Source organism: Pseudomonas sp. GW101-3H06, from assembly GCF_059424605.1.
On record NZ_JBWKZO010000001.1, the window covers coordinates 5,264,273 to 5,287,647 of the forward strand.

The 23,375-nt window shown below is 59.7% G+C and carries 20 protein-coding genes; 7 read left to right on the plus strand and 13 right to left on the minus strand.

The annotated features are described in order from the left end of the window. Positions 1-44 precede the first annotated feature (44 nt). The 3 genes from AC07ZE_RS24140 to AC07ZE_RS24150 all read right to left on the minus strand — a co-directional run bounded on the left by AC07ZE_RS24140 (position 45) and on the right by AC07ZE_RS24150 (position 3,732). Positions 45-1,151, minus strand: a complete 1,107-nt coding sequence (locus AC07ZE_RS24140) for an NADH:flavin oxidoreductase/NADH oxidase (RefSeq protein ID WP_207266930.1) — start codon at positions 1,149-1,151, stop codon at positions 45-47. A gap of 266 nt (positions 1,152-1,417) precedes the next feature. Then, positions 1,418-3,127, minus strand: coding sequence for a single-stranded-DNA-specific exonuclease RecJ (gene recJ, locus AC07ZE_RS24145; protein WP_207266931.1), 1,710 nt, complete (start codon positions 3,125-3,127; stop codon positions 1,418-1,420). 62 nt (positions 3,128-3,189) lie between these two features. Continuing rightward, positions 3,190-3,732: a YaeQ family protein gene (locus tag AC07ZE_RS24150; RefSeq protein WP_007971297.1), complete on the minus strand. Its 543-nt coding sequence runs from the start codon at positions 3,730-3,732 to the stop codon at positions 3,190-3,192. A gap of 148 nt (positions 3,733-3,880) precedes the next feature. On the opposite strand from AC07ZE_RS24150, the gene AC07ZE_RS24155 reads away from it, so the two are divergent. Both AC07ZE_RS24155 and AC07ZE_RS24160 read left to right on the plus strand, forming a co-directional pair. Next, a complete protein-coding gene (locus AC07ZE_RS24155; protein WP_207266932.1) occupies positions 3,881-5,080 on the plus strand; it encodes a CaiB/BaiF CoA transferase family protein in 1,200 nt (399 codons plus the stop codon). Then, complete coding sequence (locus AC07ZE_RS24160) at positions 5,034-6,002, plus strand: TIGR02285 family protein (protein WP_207266933.1); 969 nt, start codon at positions 5,034-5,036, stop codon at positions 6,000-6,002. Before AC07ZE_RS24155 ends, AC07ZE_RS24160 begins: the two co-directional genes overlap by 47 nt. A gap of 170 nt (positions 6,003-6,172) precedes the next feature. Here AC07ZE_RS24160 and AC07ZE_RS24165 read toward each other — a convergent pair whose 3' ends face one another. The 10 genes from AC07ZE_RS24165 to ffh form a co-directional block, all read right to left on the minus strand. Continuing rightward, positions 6,173-6,460: a DUF3509 domain-containing protein gene (locus AC07ZE_RS24165; protein ID WP_207266934.1), complete on the minus strand. Its 288-nt coding sequence runs from the start codon at positions 6,458-6,460 to the stop codon at positions 6,173-6,175. A gap of 303 nt (positions 6,461-6,763) precedes the next feature. Then, positions 6,764-8,173 carry a threonine synthase gene (thrC, locus tag AC07ZE_RS24170; protein ID WP_207266935.1) on the minus strand — a complete coding sequence of 470 codons (1,410 nt, stop codon included), beginning with the start codon at positions 8,171-8,173 and terminating at the stop codon, positions 6,764-6,766. Between the two features lie 105 nt (positions 8,174-8,278). Further along, the gene (locus AC07ZE_RS24175; protein ID WP_095193059.1) at positions 8,279-9,583 is read right to left on the minus strand and encodes a homoserine dehydrogenase; all 1,305 of its coding nucleotides are present in this window, start codon (positions 9,581-9,583) and stop codon (positions 8,279-8,281) included. A 134-nt stretch (positions 9,584-9,717) separates the two neighbouring features. Next, positions 9,718-10,449 carry a bifunctional protein-disulfide isomerase/oxidoreductase DsbC gene (dsbC, locus tag AC07ZE_RS24180; protein WP_207266936.1) on the minus strand — a complete coding sequence of 244 codons (732 nt, stop codon included), beginning with the start codon at positions 10,447-10,449 and terminating at the stop codon, positions 9,718-9,720. A gap of 258 nt (positions 10,450-10,707) precedes the next feature. Then, entirely contained in the window at positions 10,708-11,604 is an 897-nt protein-coding gene (xerD, locus tag AC07ZE_RS24185; RefSeq protein ID WP_207266937.1) for a site-specific tyrosine recombinase XerD, read from the minus strand. A 99-nt stretch (positions 11,605-11,703) separates the two neighbouring features. Then, the gene (gene rplS / locus AC07ZE_RS24190) at positions 11,704-12,054 is read right to left on the minus strand and encodes a 50S ribosomal protein L19 (protein ID WP_003175895.1); all 351 of its coding nucleotides are present in this window, start codon (positions 12,052-12,054) and stop codon (positions 11,704-11,706) included. Between the two features lie 45 nt (positions 12,055-12,099). Then, positions 12,100-12,852, minus strand: a complete 753-nt coding sequence (trmD, locus tag AC07ZE_RS24195; RefSeq protein ID WP_047532757.1) for a tRNA (guanosine(37)-N1)-methyltransferase TrmD — start codon at positions 12,850-12,852, stop codon at positions 12,100-12,102. A gap of 2 nt (positions 12,853-12,854) precedes the next feature. After that, entirely contained in the window at positions 12,855-13,391 is a 537-nt protein-coding gene (gene rimM, locus AC07ZE_RS24200; RefSeq protein ID WP_207266938.1) for a ribosome maturation factor RimM, read from the minus strand. A gap of 5 nt (positions 13,392-13,396) precedes the next feature. Further along, positions 13,397-13,648 (minus strand): 30S ribosomal protein S16, encoded by a 252-nt coding sequence (rpsP, locus tag AC07ZE_RS24205; RefSeq protein ID WP_003198088.1) that lies wholly within the window; start codon positions 13,646-13,648, stop codon positions 13,397-13,399. Positions 13,649-13,898: 250 nt separating this feature from the next. Further along, complete coding sequence (ffh, locus tag AC07ZE_RS24210; RefSeq protein ID WP_095193056.1) at positions 13,899-15,275, minus strand: signal recognition particle protein; 1,377 nt, start codon at positions 15,273-15,275, stop codon at positions 13,899-13,901. A gap of 210 nt (positions 15,276-15,485) precedes the next feature. Here ffh and AC07ZE_RS24215 point away from each other — a divergent pair, with 210 nt between their 5' ends. The 5 genes from AC07ZE_RS24215 to rlmF all read left to right on the plus strand — a co-directional run bounded on the left by AC07ZE_RS24215 (position 15,486) and on the right by rlmF (position 23,332). Further along, positions 15,486-16,298 carry a cytochrome C assembly family protein gene (locus AC07ZE_RS24215; RefSeq protein ID WP_207266939.1) on the plus strand — a complete coding sequence of 271 codons (813 nt, stop codon included), beginning with the start codon at positions 15,486-15,488 and terminating at the stop codon, positions 16,296-16,298. A gap of 12 nt (positions 16,299-16,310) precedes the next feature. Continuing rightward, on the plus strand, positions 16,311-17,555 hold the full coding sequence (locus AC07ZE_RS24220; protein ID WP_207266940.1) for an HlyC/CorC family transporter: 1,245 nt from the start codon (positions 16,311-16,313) through the stop codon (positions 17,553-17,555). 241 nt (positions 17,556-17,796) lie between these two features. Next, complete coding sequence (locus AC07ZE_RS24225) at positions 17,797-19,113, plus strand: MFS transporter (RefSeq protein ID WP_095193053.1); 1,317 nt, start codon at positions 17,797-17,799, stop codon at positions 19,111-19,113. Positions 19,114-19,326: 213 nt separating this feature from the next. Continuing rightward, positions 19,327-22,173: a valine--tRNA ligase gene (locus AC07ZE_RS24230; protein WP_207266941.1), complete on the plus strand. Its 2,847-nt coding sequence runs from the start codon at positions 19,327-19,329 to the stop codon at positions 22,171-22,173. Positions 22,174-22,306: 133 nt separating this feature from the next. Then, positions 22,307-23,332, plus strand: coding sequence for a 23S rRNA (adenine(1618)-N(6))-methyltransferase RlmF (rlmF, locus tag AC07ZE_RS24235; RefSeq protein ID WP_207266942.1), 1,026 nt, complete (start codon positions 22,307-22,309; stop codon positions 23,330-23,332). Positions 23,333-23,375 lie beyond the last annotated feature (43 nt).

The following is a 23,375-nucleotide window of genomic DNA, read 5'->3' on the forward strand; positions in this document are numbered from 1 at the left end:
CTGAACCTCACGGTTCAGGGGCTTTTTTGTTGCGCTGTTTTTAATCAATCACGTAAATCCGATTCATGAATAGGCTGTTCACGATGGGTAGCCCGTTGGTATTGCGCGGGCCAGACGGCCTTGTGTCCACCGAGGTCGTCATCCGCATGCAGCGGCCAGTACGGATCACGCAACAACTCCCGGGCCAGAAAAATGATGTCTGCCTGACAGGTGCGCAGAATGTGCTCAGCCTGTGCCGGTTCGGTAATCATTCCTACGGTGCCGGTAGCAAGCCCAGCTTCTTTGCGTACGCGCTCAGCGAAGCGGGTCTGATAGCCAGGCCCTGTCGGAATTTCCGCGTTGACCGCCGTACCGCCCGACGAGACGTCGATCAGGTCCACACCCAGGGACTTGAGCCGCCGCGCCAGCTCCACGGTTTCGTCAGGATTCCAGCCATCCTCCACCCAATCGGTGGCCGAAACCCGGACAAACAACGGCAGCTCTTCAGGCCACACCGCGCGCACCGCTTCGGTGACCTGCAACACCAGACGAATGCGATTTTCGAATGAACCGCCGTACTGGTCACGCCGCTGATTACTCAGGGGCGAAAGAAACTGGTGCAGCAAATAGCCATGAGCCGCGTGTACTTCGACCACTTTGAATCCGGCAGTGAGTGCGCGTTTGGCCGCATCGACGAAGGCCTGAATAATGTCGGCTATCTCGCGCTCTTCGAGCTGCTTGGGTTTTGTGTGTTCAGGGTCGTAAGCGATCGATGACGGGCCGACTGGTACCCAGCCGCCGTCTGCGGGTTTCACACTGCCATGTGTGCCCAGCCAGGGACGATAGGTACTGGCCTTGCGTCCCGCATGGGCCAGCTGGATGCCCGCAACGGCACCCTGAGCGGCAATGAAGCGGGTGATGCGTTGCAGTGGTTCGATCTGTTCATCGTTCCACAGGCCAAGGTCTTGCGCGGTAATGCGCCCGTCGGCGGTGACCGCCGTGGCTTCAGTAAATACCAGCCCCGCCCCGCCGATGGCACGGCTGCCGAGGTGGACCAGGTGCCAGTCATTGGCCAGGCCATCGACGCTGGAATACTGGCACATCGGCGATACCGCGATACGGTTGAGCAGGGTCAGTTGGCGAAGGGTATAGGGTTCAAGCAGCAGACTCATGGGGCACCTCTCGAATCAGTGGGCAGGCTCCAGGGTTCTGTTTGAAAGTCGACGAGTGACAGGAAAAAGGTACAGCACCCGCCCCCGCGGGCAAAAAATTGGACAAGACGTCACAAGGAAAATCAAGCAGTGATTAGAGCCTAGTCGACATCGGGGGACAGCGGAGGGTTCCAACGGACTCGGTGAGTGGGAAATTGCTTTCGCGAGCAGGCTCGCTCCCACGAGGGGGCACTGAACCTGTGGAAGCGAGCCTGCTCGCGAAGGGGTCAACGCGGTTCGATGTGGGCAATCATCAGCTGAACGGTCTCGTTACCGCGGAACTCGTTGACGTCGAGTTTGTAGGCCAATTCCACCCACTTGATGGTCGGATTCGGCCAGATGTCGCGGTCGATCCCAAAGGCAATGCCATCGAGCTTGACCGAGCCACATTCACTTCTGAGCACCACCTTCAGGTGCCGTTCGCCGACCACCCGTTGCTCGACCAACTGAAACACTCCGTGAAACAGCGGTTCGGGGAAGTGCTGCCCCCAGGGCCCCGCATGGCGCAGGGCACGGGCCAGTTCCAGGTGAAACTCCTCGACGGCCAGGGTGCCGTCCGAGAGCAGGCGCCCGGTCAGGTCTTCTTCGCGCAATTGACGACGCACTTCGGCATCAAAGGCTTCGGCGAACAATGGAAAATTTGCTTCGGGCAACGTCAGGCCGGCAGCCATTGCATGGCCACCGTACTTGGTGATCAGGTTAGGATGCTGCGCTGCCACCACGCTCAGGGCATCACGAATATGAAAGCCCTGGACCGAACGCCCCGAGCCCTTGAGCAAGCCGTCGCCTGCATCGGCAAACGCGATGGTTGGACGGAAGTAACGCTCTTTCATACGCGACGCCAGGATACCGATGACACCCTGATGCCACTCGGGATCGAACAGGCACAAACCGAACGGCATCGATTCCACCGGTAAATCCTTGAGCTGGGCCAGCGCTTCTCGCTGCATGCCCTGCTCGATGGATTTGCGGTCCTGGTTCATGCCGTCCAGTTGTGCGGCCATTTCCCGTGCCAAACCGGCATCTTCGGTGAGCAGGCATTCGATACCCAGGCTCATGTCATCCAGACGCCCCGCTGCATTGAGGCGCGGGCCAACGATGAACCCCAGATCCGTCGAGGTGATGCGCGCATGATCACGTTTGGCCACTTCGAGAATCGCCTTGATCCCCGGCCGGGCACGTCCGGCCCGAATCCGCTCCAGGCCCTGATGCACCAGAATCCGGTTATTGGCATCCAGCGGCACCACGTCGGCGACGCTGCCCAAAGCCACAAGATCAAGCAATTCGCCAATGTTCGGCTGCGGCCTGGTTTCGTACCAGCCCAGGCTGCGCAATCGCGCGCGCAGGGCCATCAACACATAGAAAATCACCCCGACGCCGGCCAGTGCCTTGCTTGGGAAGCCACAACCCGGCTGATTCGGATTGACGATGGCATCGGCCAACGGCAGTTCATCACCAGGCAAGTGGTGGTCGGTGACCAACACGTTGAGCCCGGCCTTCTTCGCCGCCGCCACGCCTTCGACGCTGGAAATGCCGTTGTCCACGGTGATCAACAACTGTGGCTGGCGCTCCAGCGCCACCGCGACGATTTCCGGGGTCAGGCCGTAGCCGTAGTCAAACCGATTGGGCACCAGGTAATCGACGTGCGCGGCACCCAGCAGGCGTAAGCCCAGCGTACCCACGGTACTGGCCGTGGCGCCGTCGGCGTCGAAGTCGCCGACGATCAGGATCCGCTGCCGCTGCTCCAGCGCCACCACTAACAAATCCACGGCGGCATCGATGCCCTTGAGCTGCTGGAACGGAATCAACCGCGCCAGGCTCTTGTCCAGCTCGGCTGCGGACTGTACGCCCCGCGCCGCGTATAACCGGGTCAGCAGCGGCGGAATATCACCGAGCAATGGCAGGGTGTCGGGCAACAGGCGAGGTTCGATGCGCATGGGGTAACGGGGGCTTCTCTCAAGTACACAGGATTAAATTGGGTGACGCGGGCTGCGAACAATCAGCCGCGTTCGCCGGCCAGCCATTGCAACTGGACTTCGTGCTGACCACGGTCGTCGGTGACGAAAATCGTCCCTTCGCTGATCATCACGTCCCACTTGATGACGCGGGGCATGTCCTTGGCCAGGGTTTCCAGGACTTCCTGGGGTACGGCGGCAATGTTGACGTTTTTCAGGTTTTTTACCGCCGGCACCACTTTGCCTTCCCAGACACGCAGGCTGCCGTAAGCCAGCAGGCTGGTGCGTTCGGTACGACGCGAACACCAGGTCAGGCGTTCGGCATCCGGCTGACCGACTTCGATCCAGTGCAGCACACGGTCATCCAGGCTTTTTTCCCACAAGGCTGGCTCATCCACTTCCGACAGGCCACGGCCAAAAGACAGCTGCTCGTTGTACCAGAGGGCGTAGGCCAACAGGCGCACGGTCATGCGCTCTTCGGTTTCAGAAGGGTGACGGGCGATGGTCTGCTTGACGCTCTCGTAGACACTGCGGTCGAGGTCGGTGAGATTCAGTTCGAACTTGTAGGTCGTGGACGGCTGGGCCATGAACGGGCTTCTTGATACGTGGAAAGGCGGCAAGTCTAACCGATGCGACAGGCAATCATCGAATTGATGGCGATCTACCTTGAGCGCCTGACAGTCGGCTATGTTAAAAGTCTGTATTCGCCAAGTCTCTCGCCCTACAGGATCCCGTATGCCGTTCACCTCCAAACCGCTCTCAGGTCTGAAAGTCATTGAGTTGGGCACCTTGATTGCCGGCCCGTTTGCCTCGCGTATCTGCGCTGAATTCGGTGCCGAGGTGATTAAGATCGAATCCCCGGACGGTGGTGATCCGCTGCGCAAATGGCGCAAGTTGTATGAGGGCACTTCGCTGTGGTGGTTTGTGCAGGCACGCAACAAAAAGTCGTTGACCCTGAACCTGAAACATCCGGAGGGTCTGGCAATTCTCAAAAAACTGCTGAGCGAAGCGGACATCCTGATCGAGAATTTCCGTCCGGGCGTCCTGGAAAAACTCGGCCTGGGCTGGGACACCTTGCACGCACTGAACCCCAAACTGGTGATGGTGCGGCTCTCGGGCTTCGGCCAGACCGGCCCTATGAAAGATCAGCCGGGATTTGGCGCGGTCGGTGAATCCATGGGCGGCCTGCGCTACATCACCGGGTTCGAAGACCGGCCACCGGTACGCACCGGGATTTCCATCGGCGACTCGATTGCCGCGCTCTGGGGGGTGATCGGCGCGCTGATGGCCCTGCGTCACCGCGAGGTAAATGGCGGACAGGGGCAAGTGGTGGACGTGGCGCTGTATGAAGCGATCTTCGCCATGATGGAAAGCATGGTTCCGGAGTTCGATGTATTCGGTTTCATCCGCGAACGCACCGGCAACATCATGCCCGGCATCACCCCCTCTTCGATCCACACCAGTGCCGATGGCAAACACGTGCAGATCGGTGCCAACGGCGATGCAATCTTCAAGCGCTTCATGCTGATCATTGGCCGCGAAGACCTGGCCAATGACCCGATGCTGGCCAGCAACGACGGCCGCGACAGTCGCCGCGACGAGCTCTACGGGGTCATCGATCGCTGGGTCAACTCGCTACCGCTGGACACGGTCCTTGAGCACCTGAATCAAGCTGACGTGCCCGCCAGCCGGATCTTCAGCGCCGAAGACATGTTCAGCGATCCGCAATACCTCGCCCGGGAAATGTTTCTGCAGGCCAAGCTGCCCGATGGCAAAGATTTCAAGATGCCGGGAATCGTGCCGAAACTCTCTGAGACACCCGGTGAATGTGAATGGGTCGGGCCGCAACTGGGCGAGCATAACACCCAGGTACTCCAGGAACTTGGCTATGACGCGTCGCAGATCACACAGCTGCGCAAAGACGGAGCCATTTGAGCTGAAACGTCTGCGTGCGCGCCCCTACAACTATCGCCTGTTGCGTTACGGGCGGGTTTTGTGCGCGTTTGCAGGCCTGTTGTTGATCACTGTTCTGGCCATGCCTGCGCTGGCCCAATCCAAGGAATCCCTGCTCTGGCTCAAGCGGGATCTGCCGCCACTGTTCATTTTCGACGGACCGAAAAAAGGCCAGGGGGTCATCGATCAACTGTTGTCACGGTTGATTGCCGGTATGCCCAAGTACCAGCACAGCGTGATGAAGGTTAATCGTGCTCGCGGCTTGCAGATGCTTCACGAGCCATCCCTTGTCTGCGACGCAGCGCTGAATTGGAGCAAGGAGCGCGAAAGCTGGATAGCGTTTTCCATCCCGGTCTTCCGTGCAATGAGCAATGGCCTGGCGGTGAAACGCGTTGATCGGGAGGTGCTGACGCCGTTCATCAAGGATGGCGAGGTGGACCTGGCGGCGCTGCTGGCCACTGGCAGGGTAAGCCTGGGCATTGTTGCCGAACGCAACTATGGCGTCTTCCTCGACGCACTCATCAAACAAGCTCCGCCGAAAGCCCTGACGCTTCATTACGGCAACGACGCCTTGGGCAGCCTGTTGCAGATGCAACGCCTTGGGCGCTTGCAGTTGCTGTTGGGCTATCGTCCGGAGATCCGCTACCAGGCCGAACAGCAAGGGATTACGGAGGATGAATTGCAGTTCTATCCGATTCGCGGCACGGGCAAATACCTGTCCGGCTATATCGGCTGTACCAACACCCCCCAAGGCCGGCAGGCAATCATCGAAATCAACCAATTGCTGCGCACCCTGCCCCGCGATCACCTGAGCGAGGCCTACGCCGCCTGGCTCGACCCGGAAAGTCGCAGCGAGTACCTGGAAGCCTCCAGGCAATTTTTCGAACAGCAGGCCGGGCAATGACAAATTCCAGGCAAAAAGAAACCCCGAGAAGTGGGGAGACGACTCGGGGTTAAACGTGGCCTACATAAAGACCCGTAACAGCAAGCTACAAGCACCGGAGCACAATGCTTGATCCTGCTGTTATGGGGTCTGACTGACTTGGGGGCAGGAAGGTTCCCGCCAACGACAATTCAATTTCTGCTGGCCAGCAGCTTGTCTTGAGCAGCATTGCGCAATGCCGCGATAACACAGGGCTCCAGGCGTCCTTCCGCGATCAGCACATCACGATGCAAGCCATCGACCACATCGGTCAGCGAACGCTTGTCGGTCAACTGCGCCTGATTGAAAGCCCGATCGACCACGACCACACCGGTCGCATTCCTCAATATCACCCGGCATTCGCCATGAAGGCCTGACGGGGTCAACGTCACCTGGTACGGGCTCAGAGCCTCACCGAGCAAGAGACTGATACTTTCCATCTCGATCACCACTCAATAGTCCGAAAACAAAGTGCCTGGGGCGTGTCTACAGTAAATGACCGCCGGCCCGAGAAGAAAGTTCTGAAAGCTCTCTGGTCGATAGAGGATGCATTGGAAAGATGACAGGGAAAAAACAGGCGTATCACGTCTGTCGGGGTCGCTGAGCAGCCGCCCTTGTGTGAGTGATCCTGCTCGCGAAGGCGGTGAGTCAGCCAGTCTTATTTTGAATGAAAGACCGCTATCGCGAGCAGGCTCGCTCCCAAAGGAATACGAGGCCCACTCGCGATGTTTAGCTATCGCCGGTTACAAGGGCTTGCCGCGATTGCCGTGCTGGCTGACAAAGGTCTGCACGGCTTTGAGATCGTTCGGCAGCACGGTGCAACGCTCTTCTCGCTCAAACAGATCGGAAAGATGCGCAGGGAGCTCCAGCGCTTTTCCTACACCGGCTTTTTCCACCGCATCCGGGAACTTGACCGGATGGGCCGTGCCGAGGATCACCATCGGGATATCCAGGCTGCGGCGGCATTCGCGTGCGGCCTTGACGCCGATGGCGGTGTGCGGGTCCAGCACTTCGCCGGTCTGCTCGTAGACTTCGGCGATGGTTTCGCAGGTTTGCGCATCATCCACAGCCAGCGAGTCGAACAGTTTGCGTGCTTCGGTCCAGCGCTCCTGCTCAACGCTGAAGCCACCGCCCTGCTTGAAGCTGTCCATCAGCCCGGCAATCGCCGCGCCGTTGCGACCGTGCAAGTCGAACAGCAGACGCTCGAAATTCGACGACACCATGATGTCCATGGACGGCGACAGCGTGGCGTGCAGGGTTTCCTTGACATACTGATTGCCGCTCATGAAGCGGTGCAGGATGTCGTTGCGGTTGGTGGCGACGATCAACTGGTTGATCGGCAGGCCCATGTTGCGCGCCAGGTAGCCGGCGAAGATGTCGCCGAAGTTGCCGGTCGGCACCGAGAATGACACCGAACGCGCCGGGCCTCCCAGTTGCAGTGCTGCGTGGAAGTAGTAAACGATCTGGGCCATGATCCGCGCCCAGTTGATCGAGTTCACCGCCACCAGGCGTGTGCCCTTGAGGAAGCCCTGGTCGGCGAAGCTCGCCTTGACCATTTCCTGGCAGTCATCGAAGTTGCCTTCGATGGCGATGTTGTGGATGTTCTCGCCGAAAATGGTGGTCATCTGCCGACGCTGTACTTCGGAAACGCGGTTGTGCGGATGCAGGATGAAGATGTCGACGTTTTCGCAGTGCTTGCAGCCTTCGATGGCGGCCGAACCGGTATCACCGGACGTGGCACCGACGATCACCACGCGCTCGCCGCGCTTTTCCAGCACGTAGTCGAGCAGACGACCGAGCAGTTGCAGGGCGAAGTCCTTGAACGCCAGGGTCGGGCCGTGGAACAGCTCCAACACCCATTCGTTGCCGCTCAGCTGACGCAGCGGCGCCACCGCACTGTGGGCGAACACGCCGTAGGTTTCTTCAAGGATTTTTTTGAAATCGGCATCAGGGATGCTACCGGTGACGAACGGGCGCATGACGCGGAAAGCCAGCTCGTGATACGGCAGGCCGGCCCAGGAAGCGATTTCTTCCTGGGTGAAACGTGGCAGGTTTTCCGGGACGTACAAACCGCCGTCAGTGGCCAGACCGGCCAGCAGGACGTCTTCGAAATTCAGGGCCGGTGCCTGGCCGCGGGTGCTGATGTAGCGCATGGGGGGCAAACCTTCGGTTTGGGCTTCAAGCTACAAGCTACAAGCTACAAGTTAAAAGCAGCTTGGCTTTTACTTGCAGATTGCAGCTTGCGGCTTGCAGCTGTGTTAATTCAAATGTTCGACGCGAATCCGGACTACCGGCCCAACCACGCCCTGAAGAGCTTCCAGTGCCTGGATGGCATCGTTGATATGCTGCTCCAGCACACGATGGGTCAGCAGGATCATCGGCACCAGGCCGTCGTGTTCCTCGACTTCCTTCTGCATGATCGATTCGATGTTGATCCCGCGCTCGGACAGGATGCTCGCCACCTGGGCCAGTACGCCCGGATGATCCTTGGCCTGAATGCGCAGGTAATAGGCGCTTTCACAGGCTTCGATCGGCAGGATTGGGTGAGCCGACAACGAATCCGGCTGGAAAGCCAGATGCGGTACGCGGTTTTCCGGGTCGGAGGTCATGGCGCGAACCACGTCCACCAGATCGGCGATCACCGACGAAGCAGTCGGCTCCATGCCGGCGCCTGCGCCGTAGAACAGGGTCGAACCGGCGGCGTCGCCATTGACCATCACAGCGTTCATCACGCCGTTGACGTTGGCGATCAGGCGATCGGCCGGAATCAGCGTCGGGTGCACGCGCAACTCGATACCGGTCGCGGTGCTGCGCGCCACGCCCAGGTGCTTGATGCGATAGCCCAGGGCTTCGGCGTAGTTCACGTCAGCGGTGGTCAGCTTGGTGATGCCTTCGGTGTAGGCCTTGTCGAACTGCAACGGGATCCCGAACGCGATGGATGCCAGGATCGTCAGCTTGTGCGCCGCATCGATGCCTTCGACATCGAAGGTCGGATCGGCTTCGGCGTAACCCAAAGCCTGGGCTTCAGCCAGCACGTCTTCAAAGGTCCGGCCCTTCTCACGCATCTCCGTGAGAATGAAGTTGCCGGTGCCGTTGATGATGCCGGCGACCCAGTTGATGCGGTTGGCGGACAGGCCTTCACGGATCGCCTTGATCACCGGAATGCCGCCGGCCACGGCCGCTTCGAACGCAACGATCACGCCCTTCTCGCGAGCCTTGGCGAAAATTTCATTACCGTGAACAGCGATAAGCGCCTTGTTCGCGGTGACCACATGCTTGCCATTCTCGATGGCCTTGAGTACCAGCTCGCGGGCAACGGTGTAGCCGCCCATCAGCTCTATGACGATGTCGATCTCAGGGTTCGTGGCCACATCGAAGACATCGTTGGTAATCGCAATACCGGTCGTTTGGAACTGAGGCTTTGGCGTGCGAATGGCAATTTGCGCCACTTCGATCCCACGCCCGGCACGACGAGCAATTTCCTCGGCGTTACGCTGAAGTACGTTGAAGGTACCGCCACCGACGGTCCCTAACCCACAGATGCCTACTTTGACCGGTTTCACTGTGAACTCCCCATAAAACGGCCGACTCGAGGGCCGGCCGTGAAAACAGCCGCAGGTTCGCGGCTCTCTATTGATGGCCCGGCGATGTCGCTGCCGGACCATGATCGTCAAGGCGTGCCGTGACGATGCGAATTTTACTTCGCGCCCAACGCCAGTTTGGCGACTTGTGGCGCAGGCTGGTAGCCCGGAATGACCTGACCGTCAGCCAAAACGATGGCCGGTGTGCCATTCACGCCGATCGACTGGCCGAGGGCAAACTGCTTGGAAACCGGGTTATCGCACTTGGCGGCCTTGATTTCCTTGCCGTCGACCATCTTGTCCATGGCCGCTTTCTTGTCTTTCGAGCACCACACCGCTTGCAGTTGCTCGTCACCCGGCGAGCCCAGGCCCTGGCGCGGGAACGCCACATAACGTACTTCGATGCCGCGCTTGTTCAGCTCGGGCACTTCGGCGTGCAGCTTGTGGCAATACGGGCAGGTGGTGTCGGTGAACACGGTGATGTGCGATTTGGTTTCGCCGATGGCCGGGTAGACCACGGTTTCAGCGACCGGAATCTCGTTGATCAGCTTGGAGATGCCCAGGCGTTCGGTCTTCTCGGTCAGGTTGACCGGCTTGCCGTCCTTGAGCTGGTACATGTAGCCCTGGACCACATACTGGCCGTCGGCGCTGGCGTACAGCACGCGGCTGCCCTTGAGCTTGACTTCGTACAGGCCCGGCAACGGACTGGCGGTGATGGTTTCTACCGGCACTTCGAGCTGGAGGTTTTCCAGGCTTTTACGGATGGCTTTGTCGGCCGCGTCATCGGCGACGGCAAAGGTGCTGACCAACGCAATGGCTGCGGCGGCGAAAATCTGGGTCAGACGCATGAGAACTCCTGAAGGCGGACAAATGGGACGACCAGAACGCCGGTACCGAAACACCGGGTCATAACCGCCCATCGTGCAAACCGGCAAAGCCTACCACATAAGGCCCGTGGGGCCGAATGCGCCTGTCGCAAGACAACATGATCTGCGCAGGATCAAATGTGGGAGCGGGCTTGCTCGCGAATGCGGTATACCAGTCAAAGAAGATGTCGACTGACACGCCGCCTTCGCGAGCAAGCTCGCTCCCACAGGGATTTGCGATCAGCCTCGGGGATGGTGCTTGGCGTGCAGATCCTGCAAGCGCGCCCGGGCAACATGGGTATAGATCTGTGTGGTCGACAAGTCGCTATGACCCAACAGCATCTGCACCACCCGCAAGTCAGCACCGTGATTGAGCAGGTGCGTGGCGAACGCATGGCGCAAGGTGTGCGGCGACAGGGACTTGCCGATCCCCGCCACCTTGGCCTGATGCTTGATCCGGTGCCAGAACGTCTGGCGGGTCATCTGCTCGCCGCGCTGGCTGGGGAACAGCACATCGCTGGGACGGCCGCCGAGCAACTCGCCACGGCCATCGCGCAGGTAACGCTCGACCCAGACAATCGCCTCTTCGCCCATCGGCACCAATCGCTCTTTGCTGCCTTTGCCCATCACCCGCAGCACGCCCTGGCGCAGGTTTACCTGCTCCAGTGTCAGACTGATCAGCTCCGTCACCCGCAGGCCGCAGGCGTACAACACCTCGAGCATGGCCCGATCACGCTGACCGATTGCCTCGCTTAAATCCGGTGCCGCCAGCAAGGCCTCGACATCCGCTTCCGACAAGGATTTGGGCAACGGCCTGCCAAGCTGCGGCATATCGACGCGAAGGGTCGGATCAACGGCGATCAACTTTTCCCGCAACAAATAGCGATAGAAACCTCGCACGCCCGAGAGAAATCGCGCGGTGGATCGGGGCTTGTAGTTTTGCTCCACGCGCCAGGCCAAATGATCGAGGATCAACTCCCGGCCAGCGTTGGCCAGCTCCAGGCCTTTTTCCTGCAACCAGCCGTTGAACAGCGCGAGGTCACTGCGATAAGCATCGCGAGTGTTATCGGAAAGACCTTTTTCCAACCACAGGGCATCAAGGAATTGGTCTATCAGTGGATGATCAATGGCAGGCATAAAGGCTCAGGCAAGACCGGTAATACGGCCAAGGAAGATAAATCGCGGGCAACAAAAAAGCAGCCCGTAGGCTGCTTTTTTCTGCATCGGAAGCTGGACTTAAGCCAGTTTTTCCTTGATGCGAGCGGCTTTACCCGACAGATCACGCAGGTAGTACAGCTTGGCTTTACGTACGTCACCGCGACGCTTGACAGCCATGCTGTCGATTTGCGGGCTGTAGGTCTGGAAAGTACGCTCTACGCCAACACCGTTGGAGATTTTACGAACGGTGAATGCACTGTTTACGCCGCGGTTACGCTTGGCGATAACAACACCTTCGAACGCTTGCAGACGCGAACGGTCGCCTTCCTTCACTTTCACCTGAACGACAATGGTGTCGCCCGGGGCAAAGGTAGGGATCTCTTTGGTCATCTGCTCTGCTTCGAGTGCAAGGATGATTTTGTTAGTCATGCTGTGCTCCTAAGGTAAATCGTCGGATCTACCATCGATACGTTGTTAACTATCGTCCCGCTCGCGGATGTATTCCTCGAGCAGCTTCTTCTCTTCTCCAGAAAGCGAGCGGCTTTCCAGAAGATCGGCGCGTCGTTCATAGGTCCGACCAAGGGACTGCTGTAAACGCCAACGCCGGATGTGCGCGTGATTGCCACTTAGCAATACGTCGGGAACACGCTGATCCGCATACACCTCCGGTCGGGTGTAGTGCGGGCAATCCAGCAAACCATCCGTAAAGGAATCTTCCTCGGCGGAGTCCGCATGCCCTAAAGCTCCAGGCAGCAGTCGTGTAACCGCATCGATCAGGACCATCGCCGGCAGCTCGCCGCCAGACAGTACATAGTCGCCAATCGACCACTCTTCATCGACATGAGCTTCAATAAACCGCTCGTCAATGCCTTCGTAGCGGCCGGCAATCAGGATCAATGCATCCAGATTCGCCAACTCGCGTACCGCCGACTGAGTCAGTTGACGGCCTTGGGGCGACAGGTAGATCACCTTCGCACCCTCCCCGGCGGCTGCCTTGGCCTGAACCAGAGCATCTTCCAGGGGCTTGATCTTCATCACCATGCCCGGACCACCGCCAAATGGGCGATCATCCACAGTGTGATGTCGATCCGTCGTGTAGTCTCGCGGATTCCAACAGGTGAGCTGCAAGAGCCCCTGTTTCACCGCACGACTGGTGATGCCGTACTCGCTGATGGCGGAGAACATCTCGGGAAACAAACTGATCACTTCTACGCGCAAGTTAGCCACGCTTAGAAGTCCGCATCCCAATCCACCTTCATCTCGCCTGCGACCAGGTCGACGACCAACACGCATTGCTCCGTATAAGGCAACAGGCGTTCGCGATCATCCAGGCTGCCAGCGCAAGGCTTGACCACCATTACATCGTTCGAGCCGGTCTCCAGCAGGTGATCGATCTTCCCGAACAGTTGCCCGAGGGTGTCGATGACCTTGAGACCTTCCAGCTGGTACCAGTAGTACTCGCCGTCGGTCAGTTCAGGGAACAGGTTGCGCGGCACGCAGATCTCATAACCGGCCAGAAGACGAGCTTCTTCACGATCATCGAGACCCTTGAGCTTTGCGACCAGGAACTTGTCATTCCCGCGTCCGCTGACCAGCTCTACCTGCTTTACATTGCCGTCACGCTTGAGCGTCCAGGTTTTGTAATCCAGCAGGTTCTTGATCGGATCAGTAAAGGAATACACCTTCACTTCGCCGCGAACGCCGTGAACAGAGTAAATCTTGCCGATAACGATCAAATCATCAGCAACAGCTGGCGTCGCGTTCATATTGCTCAGGCCGCAGCCTTGGCAGATTCCTTCAACAACTGAGCAACGCGCTCAGAAGGTTGTGCACCAACGCTCAGCCAGTAGGCTACGCGCTCTTGGTTCACGGACAGACGAACTTCTTGACCACGAGCAACTGGGTTGAAGAAACCAACCTGTTCCTTGTGCGAACCGTCGCGCGGGTTGCGGCTGTCGGTTACGGTCAAGTGGTAAAACGGGCGCTTTTTGGAGCCGCCAAGGGCAAGACGGATTGTTAGCATGTGAACATCGTTCCTGTAGTCGGTGCTGCAAATCTAAAGGCACAGCGGGCATGGGTGCCCGAAAGGCCGCATATTCTAAGGAATATCCGGACTTTTGCAAATGACTTTTTCCGGCGACCTACCGGCCGCCATGCAGATTTGCTATAGAGCCGTCGTTGAAAACGGCCGGTCAGCTCCCGCCAAGTGCGGGTTTGCTGGAGATCCCGCTTCCCTGCGGGTCTGCGCCGGTGCGATGACCGGCGCGGATTCTTTACATCTTGGGCATACCGCCGCCGGGCAACATACCGCCCATGCCGCGCATCATTTTGGCCATCCCGCCTTTGGCGGAGAACTTCTTCATCATCTTCTGCATCTGCTTGTGCTGCTTGATCAAGCGACCGATGTCCTGCACCTGAGTGCCGGAGCCCATGGCGATACGACGCTTGCGCGAACCGCTGATCAGTTCAGGGTCGCGGCGCTCGGCCGGGGTCATGGAGTTAATGATGGCTTCCATCTGTTTGAACTGTTTCTCTGCCGCACTCTGGGCGTTGCCCATCTGCGCCAGGTTCACACCGCCCATGTTCGGCAGCTTGTCCATGAGACCGCCGAGGCCGCCCATGTTCTTCATTTGTTGCAGCTGATCGCGGAAGTCTTCGAGGTCGAAGCCTTTGCCCTTCTTCAGCTTCTTGGCCAGCTTGTCGGCCTTGTCCTTGTCGAGGGTCGCTTCCGCCTGCTCGATCAGGCTGAGCACGTCGCCCATGCCGAGGATGCGCGAAGCGATACGCTCAGGATGGAACGGATCGAGCGCTTCGCTCTTCTCGCCCATACCGATGAACTTGATCGGCTTGCCGGTAATGGCACGAACCGACAGGGCGGCACCGCCGCGGGCATCGCCGTCGACCTTGGTCAGGATCACACCGGTCAGCGGCAACGCATCACCGAAGGCCTTGGCCGTGTTGGCGGCGTCCTGGCCGGTCATGGCGTCGACCACGAACAGGGTTTCGACCGGGTTGATCGCGGCGTGCAGGGCCTTGATCTCGCCCATCATCTCTTCATCGATGTGCAGGCGACCGGCGGTATCGACAATGACAACGTCGATGAATTTGAGTTTTGCTTCTTTAATAGCCGCCTGGGCGATGTCGACCGGTTTCTGACTCAGGTCGGACGGGAAGAAGGTCACGCCGATGTCGCTGGCCAGGGTTTCGAGCTGCTTGATCGCCGCCGGACGGTAAACGTCCGCGGACACGACCATGACCGACTTCTTCTTGCGCTCTTTAAGGAAGCGCGCAAGCTTACCGGCGGTAGTGGTTTTACCAGCCCCCTGCAAACCAGCCATCAGGATGACGGCAGGCGGAACGGCGCTCAGATTCAGGTCTTCGTTGGCCGCGCCCATCAGGCTTTCAAGTTCGGCCTGGACGATTTTCACGAAGGCCTGCCCCGGCGTCAGGCTGCGCGACACTTCGGTGCCGACGGCGCGCTCCTTGACCGAATTGACGAAGTCTTTCACCACCGGCAAGGCGACGTCGGCTTCGAGCAACGCCATGCGCACTTCGCGCAGGGTGTCTTTGATGTTGTCCTCGGTCAGCTTGGCCTTGCCGGTGACATGGCGCAGCGTCTGCGAGAGACGGTCGGTTAAGTTTTCAAACATTGCGCGATCCTTTCAGGCCCTGTGTAGACCGGGATAATGGCGGCCCGAACCGGACTAAACATGTGCTCGGCGAGCCTGCGGCGTGGGCAGGTCGCGGATTATAGCGAAGACTGCGCCTGGCGGACACCTCGCCGTCAGCTTGTCTGGTCTTTCGTGGCGCGGGGGTTCTATGCCAAACTCAGCGACTTTCGGGCTTGCCTAACAGGACTTATGCTCCCCTTGTCACCCAGTTTGCTGACCACCCTCGCCGCCGCCTGCTTATATGCCGCTGCGACTCTCTATCAGGGCACTCGCCTGGCTACCTGCGCCAAGGCCAACAAACGCCTGCTGGTTACGCTTGGCGTACTCGCCGTGCTGGCCCACGGCGCCAGCCTGCTCGCCCACCTGCTGACCCCGATCGGTCTGGCGCTGGACTTTTTCAGCGCTTCGAGCCTGATCGCCGCAGCGGTCATCACCCTGACCCTGCTGGCCTGCTCACGGATTCCGGTGGAGAACCTGCTGGTGCTGCTGTTTCCGTTGGGCGCCATCACGGTGCTGCTGGCCCAGTTCGCCCCGGCCGGCACCGTGCAAGTGATCGATGAGGAACCAGGCATCCTTGCCCACATCCTGCTGTCGATTCTCGCCTACGGCATGTTCACCATTGCGGTGTTCCAGGCCTTGCTGCTGCTGGTTCAGGACCATCAGCTCAAACACAAGCACCCCTCCGGGCTGATCAAGAATTTCCCGCCACTGCAAACCATGGAAAGCTTGCTGTTCGGCTTCCTCTGGGCCGGCTGGACCCTGTTGTCGATGTCGCTGATCTCCGGCTGGTTGTTCGTCGAAAACCTGTTCGCGCAGCATCTGGTACACAAAACCTTGCTCGCCTGCCTGGCCTGGGTCGTCTTCAGCGTGCTGCTCTGGGGCCGTAACCGTCTCGGCTGGCGCGGACACAAAGCCATTCGCTGGACCCTCGCCGGTTTCTGCCTGCTGATGCTGGCGTATTTCGGCAGCAAGCTGGTCCGTGAATACATCCTGCACATTTGACGGGCGGCATTAATGGACGACTTGCCCTTAGGGCCGATGCTTGCAGTGGTGGCCCTGCTGATTTTATGGTCAGGCCTGTTTTCCGCCATCGAATCAGCACACCTGCACTTGCTGGCCAAGCGCACGGCTTCGCGCTCAAGCGACAAGCCGCTGGCCCGGCTGAATTTCCCACTCGACAGCCTGATCTTCTGCAATACCCTGTGCCGCACTTTGGTAGTCGTTCTCTGCACCTTGCTGGCGATTTTCACCTGGGCCGAAAACGGTCCGTGGGTTGCCTGCCTCGGCGCAGCAGCCATTGTGCTGGTGTTTGCCGACTACCTGCCGCGCGCCCTTGCCGTCCGCCATCCGGATGCAATCCTGGCCTTGGGCAACACCTTGCTTCCCGTGCCGTTGAAAATCGTCTATCCAGCCGCCTGGCTGCTCGATGCCATCAGCCAGTTGCTGCTGCGCCCGTTCGCTCGCAAAGCCAAGGTGGTGCAACAGAGCGAAGACGAGGTGCCGAATGAACGGCACGACGATCGTGACCCCGTCGTCTGCCGCCCACATTCGCTGCCAGGCATCCATGCGCTGGACAACATCACGGTCAACGACATTCTGGTACCGCGCAGTGAAGTCGACGGAATCAATCTCGACGACCCGATCGAGGAAATCGTCGAGCAGTTACGCCACAACAAGCGCACACGCCTGCCGGTGTTCCACAGTGATATCAACCAGGTCGAAGCCGTGCTCAACACCCGGCAAATCGCCCATTTGCTCCCCGATGGAAGCCTGACGCTGGAAGCGCTGCTGGCGGCCAGTCGCGAACCTTATTTCGTTCCGGAAAGCACCCCGCTGCAACTGCAGTTGCTGAACTTCCACAAGCAGCAGCGACGCCTGGGCATGGTGGTCGACGAATACGGCGAAGTACTCGGCATCGTGACTCTGGAAGACATTCTCGAAGAAATCGTCGGCGAATTCGAAAGCCAGCAAAGCCTGGACAACCCGCATATCCATCCACAGGCCGACGGGCGCCTGGTGATCGATGGCGCCGCATCGATACGCGACCTGAACAAGAGCCTCGGCTGGCACCTGCCAAGCGACGGTCCGAAAACCCTCAACGGCCTGGTGACGGAAGCGCTGGAAACCATTCCGGAGAGCGCGGTATGCCTGAAGATCGGTCGTTATCGCCTGGAAATCCTTGAGACGGAAGAGAATCGCGTCACACGGGTTTTGATCTGGCATACAAGCTCAGCTCCCGCGATTGTGTCAGCCCCCTGAGATAGTCAAAAGATCACAGCCTGCGGCAGCTCCCACACTTGGAATGCGTACATCCTGCAGACTGCGGTCTTTTCGAAACATCCGCACTTGTTGATTCGTTAGCCTCCTTCCTATAATCGAGCCGCTTACCCAAGCCGCCCTACCCCTGTGCTACCCGCACCCCGCTTAAAGCCCACATCCCTGGGTGTTCGACCATAATAATTCGCTCCACTGGGGCAACATGACTGTCAGGGATAACCGCATGACGACCAGCACGACTTACAGCGACTCCACACCCGCGCAACCGACCAACTCCGCCACTCGCGTAGCTACGGCAAGTTTCATCGGCACCGCTATCGAGTTCTACGACTTCTATGTCTACGCCACCGCCGCGGCGCTGGTGATCGGCCCGGTGTTCTTTCCACAGACCTCCGGCACGGCACAGATGCTGTCGGCCTTCCTCACCTTCGGTATCGCCTTCCTCGCCCGCCCTCTGGGTTCGGCGCTGTTTGGTCACTTTGGCGACCGCATCGGCCGTAAATCGACACTGGTAGCCTCCCTTCTGCTGATGGGCGTGTGTACCACGCTGATCGGCGTGCTGCCGGGCTACGACAGCATCGGAGCCTGGGCGCCGATCCTGCTTTGCGTACTGCGTTTTGGCCAGGGCCTTGGACTGGGCGGCGAATGGGGTGGCGCGGCGTTGCTGGCCACGGAGAACGCGCCCAAGGGCAAACGAGCCTGGTTCGGCATGTTCCCGCAGCTCGGCCCATCCATTGGATTCCTCGCGGCCAACGGCCTGTTCCTGACACTGGCTATGGTCCTGGACGATGAGCAGTTCCGCTCGTGGGGCTGGCGCATTCCGTTTCTGCTCAGTGCCGCATTGGTGATGGTCGGCCTGTATGTACGCCTCAAACTCCACGAAACACCGGTGTTCGCCAACGCCGTGGCGCGCCAGGAACGGGTAAAAATCCCGCTGATCGAACTGTTCAGCCAATACTGGCTGCCGGTGCTGCTGGGGGCGGGCGCGATGGTGGTGTGTTACGCGCTGTTTTACATCTCCACAGTGTTTTCCCTGAGCTATGGCGTGTCGACTCTCGGTTACAGCCGTGAAACCTTCCTGGGCCTGCTGTGCTTCGCCGTCCTGTTCATGGCCGCGGCTACACCACTGTCGGCCTGGGCCAGTGACCGATACGGGCGCAAACCGATACTGATCATAGGGGGCGTGCTGGCGGTCCTGTCCGGGTTTCTGATGGAACCGCTGCTGACCCAGGGTTCGACCTGGGGCGTGGCGCTGTTTCTGTGCATCGAACTGTTTCTGATGGGCGTAACATTTGCTCCCATGGGCGCACTGTTGCCGGAGCTGTTTCCGACCCACGTGCGCTATACCGGCGCATCGGCTGCTTACAACCTGGGCGGGATTGTCGGGGCTTCGGCGGCACCGTTCTTCGCGCAGAAACTGGTGGCAATGGGTGGTTTGAGTTATGTCGGGGGGTATGTGTCCGGGGCGGCGGTGCTGAGTTTGATTGCCGTGCTATGTCTCAAGGAAACGCGGCATAACGATTTGAATCGGGTTGCCTGATAGATTGCCTTCGCGAGCAGGCTCGCTCCCACACTGATTGCACACCTCGGTGAGAGCGAGCCTGCTCGCGAAGGCGTCGGGACAGGCCAAACATACCCCCGGCCCGTCGCGAATTTTCCCCTATCCAATGGCCTCTCGCTCTACGCGTAGCAGCTTATCCCCGCTATACTCATCGGCTTTTCCTGAATAAATGCCAATAGGGTCCCGCCGCGCATGGATAAGACCTACCAGCCGCACGCCATTGAAACCTCCTGGTATAACACCTGGGAGTCCGAGAATTACTTCGCCCCGCAAGGCGCGGGCGAGTCCTACACCATCATGATCCCGCCGCCGAACGTCACCGGCAGCCTGCACATGGGTCATGGCTTCAACAACGCGATCATGGACGCCCTGATCCGTTTCCGTCGCATGCAGGGTCGCAACACCCTGTGGCAGCCGGGCACCGACCACGCCGGTATCGCCACGCAAATGCTGGTGGAGCGTCAACTCGAAGCCCAGGGTCAGAATCGCCACGATCTGGGCCGCGACAAGTTCCTCGAGAAAGTCTGGGAATGGAAGGATCAGTCCGGGGGCAACATCAGCCGCCAGATCCGCCGCCTCGGCTCGTCCGTCGACTGGAGCCGCGAGCGCTTCACCATGGACGACGGCCTCTCGGAAGCCGTCAAGGAAGCCTTTGTCCGCCTGCACGAAGACGGACTGATCTACCGCGGCAAGCGTCTGGTCAACTGGGACACCAAGCTGCACACGGCGATTTCCGACCTCGAAGTGGAGAACCACGACGAAAAAGGTTTCCTGTGGAACCTGAAATACCCGCTGGCCGACGGCGCGAAGACCGCTGAAGGCAACGATTACCTGATCGTCGCGACGACTCGTCCGGAAACCATGCTCGGCGACTCCGCCGTGGCCGTTAACCCGAACGACGAACGCTACAAAGCCCTGATCGGCAAGTTTGTCGAGCTGCCGCTGGTCGGCCGCCGCATCCCGATCATCGCCGACGATTACTGCGACCCGGAATTCGGCACCGGCTGCGTGAAAATCACCCCGGCCCACGATTTCAACGACTACGAAGTCGGCAAGCGCCACAACCTGCCGCTGCTGAACATCTTCGACAAGAACGCCAACGTCCTGCCAGCCGCCCAGGCGTTCAACCTCGACGGCACGCTGAACGAGAGCATCGACGGCAAGATCCCGGCCGAATATGCCGGCCTGGACCGTTTCGAAGCGCGCAAACAGATCGTGGCTGCTTTCGAGGCTGCCGGCCTGCTGGTCAGCGTCAACGATCACGCCCTGAAGGTGCCGAAAGGCGACCGTTCCGGCACCATCATCGAGCCGTGGCTGACCGACCAGTGGTACGTGTCCACCAAGCCGTTGGCCGAGCCTGCGATTGCCGCCGTTGAAGATGGTCGCATCCAGTTCGTGCCGAAACAGTACGAAAACATGTACTTCTCGTGGATGCGCGACATCCAGGACTGGTGCATCAGCCGTCAGCTGTGGTGGGGCCACCGGATTCCGGCCTGGTACGACGAGTCGGGCAAAGTCTACGTCGGTCGCGACGAAGCCGAAGTGCGCGCCAAGCACAACCTCGGCCCGGACGTTGCGCTGCAGCAGGACAACGACGTACTGGACACCTGGTTCAGCTCAGGCCTGTGGACCTTCTCCACCCTGGGCTGGCCGGAAAAGACCGAATTCCTGAAGAAATTCCACTCCACCGACGTGCTGGTCACTGGTTTCGACATCATCTTCTTCTGGGTTGCCCGGATGATCATGCTGACGATGCACCTGATCAAGAACGAGGATGGTACGCCGCAGGTGCCGTTCAAGACCGTCTACGTGCACGGCCTGGTGCGTGATGGCCAGGGCCAGAAGATGTCCAAGTCCAAGGGCAACGTCCTGGACCCGCTGGACATCATCGACGGCATCGAACTGGAAGAGCTGGTGCAGAAACGCACCTCCGGCATGATGCAGCCGAAACTGGCGAAGAAGATCGAGAAGCAGACCCGTGACGAGTTCGCCGACGGCATCGCCAGCTACGGCACCGACGCCCTGCGTTTTACCTTCTGCTCGCTGGCATCCACCGGTCGCGACATCAAGTTCGACATGGGCCGCGTCGAAGGCTATCGCAACTTCTGCAACAAAATCTGGAACGCCGCGCGCTACGTGCTGGACAAGGGCGAAGACTGCGGCCAGAACGGCGAAGCCTACGAGCTGTCGCTGGCTGATCGCTGGATCATTTCGCAGCTGCAGCGCACCGAAGCGGAAGTGACCCGCCAGCTCGACCAGTTCCGTTTCGACCTGGCCGCACAAGCCTTGTACGAGTTCATCTGGAACCAGTACTGCGACTGGTACCTGGAGCTCTCCAAACCTGTGCTGTGGGACGAAAACGCACCGGTCGAACGCCAGCGCGGTACCCGTCGCACGCTGGTTCGCGTGTTGGAAGTGGCCCTGCGCCTGGCGCATCCGTTCATGCCGTTCATCACCGAAGAAATCTGGCAGCGCATCGCGCCGCTGGCTGGCATCGAAGGCAAGACGATCATGCTGCAACCTTGGCCAGTGGCCAACGAAGAGCGCATCGATCAGGCCGCCGAAGACGACATCGAATGGCTCAAGGGCCTGATGCTCGGCACGCGCAACATCCGTGGCGAGATGAACATCGGCCCGGGTAAACCGCTGCCGCTGTTCCTGAAGAACGTCAGCACCGAAGATCAGCGTCGCCTGACCGAAAATGAAGCGCTGCTGAAGAAACTGGCACGCCTCGAGTCGATCACCGTACTGGCCGCCGGTGAAGAAGCACCGCTGTCCGCGACCGCGCTGGTCGGCGAGATGGAAGTGCTGGTGCCGATGGCCGGCCTGATCGACAAAGGTGCGGAACTGGCACGCCTGGACAAGGAAATCCAGCGTCTGCAAGGCGAAGTGCAGCGTGTCGGCGGCAAACTGTCGAACGCTGGTTTCGTCGACAAGGCGCCGGCTGAAGTCATCGACAAGGAGCGCGCCAAACTGGCCGAGGCCGAACAGGCGTTGGGCAAGCTGGCCGAGCAACATGCGCGGATTGCCAGCCTGTAACGGTAAATCGCAATGAACAAGGGAGGCCCGCAACGGCCTCCCTTTTTTGTGCCTGGCACTTTTCCGGCCTACAACACGATCCCCTGTGGGACAATACCCGCCACTTTCAGCCATACCCGAATCGACCACGCCCATGAACGCCCCCCGCACACCTCGCCCCGCGCACAAGAAGCCTGATCCCGCCACCCCGGCCAAGCCCGTGGAGCCGCGAAAAGAGGCCAGCCTGCACCCGCGCAATCGCCATCAGGGTCGTTACGACTTCCCGGCGCTGATCAAAACCACGCCGGAACTGGCGAAGTTCGTGATCATCAACCCGTACGGCAAGGAAAGCATCGACTTCGCCAGCCCCGACGCGGTGCGTGTGTTCAACCGGGCGCTGCTCAAGTCGTTCTACGGCATCCAGCATTGGGACATCCCGGCAGATTATCTGTGCCCACCGGTGCCGGGCCGTGCCGACTACATACACTTCCTGGCTGACCTGCTGGCCAGCAACAACGACGGCGTGGTTCCGCGCGGCGCCATCGTCAATGTGCTGGATATCGGCATGGGCGCCAACTGCGTGTATCCGCTGATCGGTAACAGCGAATACCGCTGGCACTTCCTTGGCTCGGAAATCGACCCGACGGCCGTGGCCGCCGCCAAAGCCATCGTCCAGTCCAACGATCTGAACAAAGTCATCAAGCTGCGCCAGCAGGAGAACCGCAAACACATCCTGATCGGCCTGCTGGAACCTGGTGAACGCTTTGACCTGACCATGTGCAACCCGCCGTTCCACGCCTCGATGGACGAGGCGACCAAAGGCAGCGAGCGTAAATGGCGAGCCCTGGGCAAGGCCGACCCGAAACGCAAACTGCCGGTATTGAACTTCGGTGGTCAGTCGGCCGAACTGTGGTGTGAAGGCGGTGAAGCGCGCTTCGTAACACAACTGATCGCCGAAAGTGCCAACTTCCAGCACAAGGTGCTGTGGTTCAGCACCCTGGTCTCGAAAGCCTCGAACCTGCCCGCCATCGAAACGGCGCTGAAAAAGGCCGGCGTGCTGGAAAGCCAGGTGGTGGAAATGTCCCAAGGGCAGAAGCAGAGCCGCTTCGTCGCCTGGACCTTCCAGACCAAGTCCGAGCAGCAGATCTGGCGTCGTGAACGCTGGGTTCGCAAAGGCTGATTTCAGGCGAAGCTGAGGCGCTTGATCGCTGCGTCTGCTTTTA

Coding starts and splice junctions, on each gene's coding strand:
- rlmF (WP_207266942.1), top strand. CDS start 22,307: ATGAACGCCCCCCGCACACCTCGCCCCGCGCACAAGAAGCCTGATCCC.
- AC07ZE_RS24225 (WP_095193053.1), top strand. CDS start 17,797: ATGACGACCAGCACGACTTACAGCGACTCCACACCCGCGCAACCGACC.
- AC07ZE_RS24150 (WP_007971297.1), bottom strand. CDS start 3,732: ATGGCCCAGCCGTCCACGACCTACAAGTTCGAACTGAATCTCACCGAC.
- rpsP (WP_003198088.1), bottom strand. CDS start 13,648: ATGCTAACAATCCGTCTTGCCCTTGGCGGCTCCAAAAAGCGCCCGTTT.
- ffh (WP_095193056.1), bottom strand. CDS start 15,275: ATGTTTGAAAACTTAACCGACCGTCTCTCGCAGACGCTGCGCCATGTC.
- rplS (WP_003175895.1), bottom strand. CDS start 12,054: ATGACTAACAAAATCATCCTTGCACTCGAAGCAGAGCAGATGACCAAA.
- xerD (WP_207266937.1), bottom strand. CDS start 11,604: ATGCCTGCCATTGATCATCCACTGATAGACCAATTCCTTGATGCCCTG.
- AC07ZE_RS24230 (WP_207266941.1), top strand. CDS start 19,327: ATGGATAAGACCTACCAGCCGCACGCCATTGAAACCTCCTGGTATAAC.
- AC07ZE_RS24140 (WP_207266930.1), bottom strand. CDS start 1,151: ATGAGTCTGCTGCTTGAACCCTATACCCTTCGCCAACTGACCCTGCTC.
- thrC (WP_207266935.1), bottom strand. CDS start 8,173: ATGCGCTACATCAGCACCCGCGGCCAGGCACCGGCCCTGAATTTCGAA.
- recJ (WP_207266931.1), bottom strand. CDS start 3,127: ATGCGCATCGAACCTCGCCTGTTGCCCGACACCCTGCCATTGCTCGGT.
- rimM (WP_207266938.1), bottom strand. CDS start 13,391: ATGAACGCGACGCCAGCTGTTGCTGATGATTTGATCGTTATCGGCAAG.
- AC07ZE_RS24165 (WP_207266934.1), bottom strand. CDS start 6,460: ATGGAAAGTATCAGTCTCTTGCTCGGTGAGGCTCTGAGCCCGTACCAG.
- AC07ZE_RS24160 (WP_207266933.1), top strand. CDS start 5,034: ATGACGCGTCGCAGATCACACAGCTGCGCAAAGACGGAGCCATTTGAG.
- AC07ZE_RS24155 (WP_207266932.1), top strand. CDS start 3,881: ATGCCGTTCACCTCCAAACCGCTCTCAGGTCTGAAAGTCATTGAGTTG.
- dsbC (WP_207266936.1), bottom strand. CDS start 10,449: ATGCGTCTGACCCAGATTTTCGCCGCCGCAGCCATTGCGTTGGTCAGC.
- AC07ZE_RS24220 (WP_207266940.1), top strand. CDS start 16,311: ATGGACGACTTGCCCTTAGGGCCGATGCTTGCAGTGGTGGCCCTGCTG.
- AC07ZE_RS24215 (WP_207266939.1), top strand. CDS start 15,486: ATGCTCCCCTTGTCACCCAGTTTGCTGACCACCCTCGCCGCCGCCTGC.